This is a genomic window from Actinomycetota bacterium, assembly GCA_036280995.1.
In the GTDB taxonomy this organism is placed as follows: Bacteria; Actinomycetota; CALGFH01; order CALGFH01; family CALGFH01; genus CALGFH01.
This window is the reverse complement of sequence record DASUPQ010000603.1, coordinates 1-2,631: the sequence shown is the minus strand read 5'-3', so window position 1 is coordinate 2,631 and position 2,631 is coordinate 1. Positions and strand designations below refer to the sequence as shown.

At 70.2% G+C, this 2,631-nt stretch carries 2 protein-coding genes; one reads left to right on the top strand and one right to left on the bottom strand.

What is annotated here, in order from left to right:
• Positions 1-10: 10 nt before the first annotated feature.
• The gene (locus VF468_20430) at positions 11-454 is read right to left on the bottom strand and encodes a hypothetical protein (GenBank protein HEX5880657.1); all 444 of its coding nucleotides are present in this window, start codon (positions 452-454) and stop codon (positions 11-13) included.
• A 351-nt stretch (positions 455-805) separates the two neighbouring features.
• Between VF468_20430 and VF468_20425 the strand changes: the two genes are divergently transcribed.
• Positions 806-2,359: an ISKra4 family transposase gene (locus VF468_20425; GenBank protein HEX5880656.1), complete on the top strand. Its 1,554-nt coding sequence runs from the start codon at positions 806-808 to the stop codon at positions 2,357-2,359.
• Positions 2,360-2,631 lie beyond the last annotated feature (272 nt).

Genomic DNA, 2,631 nt, shown 5'->3' with positions numbered 1-2,631 from the left:
CGGTCGGTCACTAGCGAACCTTGATGAGCTGGTAGACGCCGGTGATGTCGCCGTTGTCGTTGGTGGTGATCAGCTGGATGGTTCCGCGCTCGGCCGGCTTGATCCCGATGACGTTCGCACCGTTCGGGAAGATGCCACCGTCCGCCACGTCGGCCTTGGCGACGAAGCCTCCGCCGGGGAGCCGATCGACCGCCCCGTAGAGCGCGATGTGCCGGCCGCTCTCGTTGTCCCACGCGATCTCGACGCCGCTGCAAGCGTTCACCACGATCGCGGCGGACAGTGCGGGTGCGGTGTACGCCCCGGCCATGTCGTGTGTCGGGATGCCGGTGTTGTAGCAGCGGGGCGCCTCGGCGGGGGCGGCATGCACCGACCCGGCGCCGGCGACCGAGACCGTGACGGCGAACGCGGTTGCGGCGAGGACCCTGGAGGTACGCCGCACGATCCGCGCGGCCATCTGCCGGGAAGTCATCTTCGACCCCTCCTGTGAGCTATTGGCTACGTCCCATCAGGAGCCAGCATCGCACCCTGGCAGACGCGTCTCCTATCGGGCACCAGACACCCCTCCTATCGGGCAGCAGACACCGCAGCTGTTCCCGACGGAACATGCATGAGCGCCCCCGCTCAGTGCCATCCGAGTCGTGCGTCAGTCCCGGGGCCACCAGCGCGCAGCACGGGACTGCTGTGGGGTCCACTTCCACGCGCACCCCGGTCGTGAGAGAACCCCGGCCACCATGGAGGTGTTCCGCCGAGGACAGCGCGGCATCTCGAATGACGCCATGCTGGCGATATCACAACGGCAGCGCGCATGAGGGTCCACCCCACAGTTGTGACGATGGTTTGGCGAGGCGGTGACGCGTGGTACACAGAAGTGGCACCCTCACACCGGGCCGAGCGCGGCAACGCTCGGACCCCAGGGAGGGTACCGGTGGACAGAGCACCGCTGTCCGAAGCGATTGTAGAGGAGTTGGGCACGCTGTTCGTCAGCGAGCTGCAGCGGGTCGGACCGGAGCTGGTAGCGGCTGATCTCGATGGGATCGAGCGGCACCTGCAGGAGGTGAGCCGCCGGGTGCTGGGGCGGGTCGTCGAGGCGGTGGTCACGGCCATCGCGGCCGGGCAGGCGGGTGAGCGGCCGACCTGTGGGACGTGTGACCGGCCGATGCGGGCGGTGGACCCGGCCCGGCCCCGTGCGCTCCAAGGGCTGGTGGGCGACTACCAGGTGCATCGGGCGTACTACGTCTGCGATCGGTGTGGCCATGGCGTCGCCCCACTGGACGAGCGGCTGGGGCTCGGGGCGGGAGCGTTGTCACCTGGGCTCGCGCGGGTGGCGTGTCGGGTTGGGATCGAGGCCGGGTTCGGCACGGCCGCTGACCTGCTCGAGGAGACGCTGCGCGTGGACGTAGCGACCGAGGCGGTGCGGCGGGTAACCGAAGGAATTGGGGCGGTCGCCGAGGCCGAGGAGCAGGCGTGGGTCGCGCAGGCGCAGGCCGGTCAGGCGCCGCCACCCGCCGGGGGCGAGACGCCCCCGGCGGCCCTGGTGGTGGAGGTCGACGGGGTGCAGGTCCATGCCGGTGGGGACTGGCACGAGGTGAAGGTCGGCCTGGTCGCGCCGCTCGGGCCCGCCACCCGGACGGTCGCGGCGACGGGTCGGGTCGCACTCACGCTGGGTCGGCAGAGCGCGTGCGCCGGGTTCGAGACGGCCGCGCTGTTCTGGTACCGAGTCTACGTGGCGGCCTGCCTCCGGGGGCTGCATACACCGGAGCTGGCACTGGTGGTCGTCCTCGGCGATGGAGCCGACTGGATCTGGCGGTACGCCTGGCAGTTCCTGGGCCGGCGCGAGGTCGAGGTAATCGAGATCGTCGACATCTTCCACGCCTGGGGACACCTCTGGACGGTTGCCAACGCCGCCTTCGGGGCCGGCACCGCTCAGGCTGCTGCCTGGGCCGAGCCGCTCACGGGCCGCCTGCTCGACGCGGGACCAGCCCCGATCCTCACCGCACTCGCTGAGCTCACCCCGATCGTCAGCGGCACCGACGCTGCCGAGGAAGTCCGCAAGGCGCGCGGCTATTTCACCGACCATGCCGACCGCATGGACTACCCCCGCTTCGTCGCCCGCCAGTTGCCGATCGGCTCGGGTGGTGTCGAGAGCGCCTGCAAGACCCTGATCCAGACCCGCGAGAAACAGGCCGGCATGCGCTGGAGCCAGGCCGGGGCTCAGACCGTCGCCTCCCTGCGCGCCCTCCATCGCTCCGGCCGCTGGGATCGCTTCTGGCGCACCCACCCCCAGCGCCGACGTCCGCCGATCGCTCCTCGCCACCCGACCACTGCTGCGACGGCCCCGGCCGATGCCCGCGCCGCCTGACCTCACACATCTGAGGCGGACCCCCGGCTTGCTGCCGATTGCTCAACACGTTGCCACGGTGCTAACGTTCCGGCGATCGAGATCCATCGGAGGGAGGTGAGACCCGTGAACACAGTATCCGCAGTGGGTGCTCCCCCGCAGTCCACGATCGCGCGACCAAGGTAGTCGCCACGGGAGCGCCCGCCACGCAATTCGCGAACGGCGACTCCCATGGACACAACACCTTCTTCAACTCTGCACCCCACCACTGCGACGGCCTCCGACCGGCCGAA

What these genes read in the sequence shown, in the direction of transcription:
- VF468_20430 (HEX5880657.1), bottom strand. Translation starts at nt 454, where the DNA reads ATGGCCGCGCGGATCGTGCGGCGTACCTCCAGGGTCCTCGCCGCAACC.
- VF468_20425 (HEX5880656.1), top strand. Translation starts at nt 806, where the DNA reads ATGAGGGTCCACCCCACAGTTGTGACGATGGTTTGGCGAGGCGGTGAC.